This is a genomic window from Acinetobacter sp. ANC 3882, from assembly GCF_022549545.1.
Taxonomy (GTDB): domain Bacteria; phylum Pseudomonadota; class Gammaproteobacteria; order Pseudomonadales; family Moraxellaceae; genus Acinetobacter.
Genome location: NZ_JAKZGB010000039.1, coordinates 1 through 209, shown reverse-complemented (window position 1 = coordinate 209; position 209 = coordinate 1). Strand labels below are relative to the sequence as shown.

Here is a 209-nt window from a genome sequence, read left to right as displayed (position 1 = left end):
AGCCTACCACCGAACCCAGCGGGTGCAGTACTGAACATCGATGCAGTGACCGCAGATAACGTGGTGAATGCCACTGAAGGTGCAGGCAATGTGACTATCACGGGTACCTTAACGGGTATCCCAGCGGATGCAGCGACTACGGCAGTGACCTTACTGATCAATGGCGTGAGCTATACCGCAACGGTTGATCCTGTGACAGGCAACTGGAC

General features: G+C 55.0%; 1 protein-coding gene. It reads left to right on the top strand.

Annotated elements, in window-relative coordinates:
- A partial coding sequence (locus MMO42_RS18175; protein ID WP_241321590.1) for a hypothetical protein occupies positions 1 to 209 on the top strand: 209 nt, incomplete at both ends.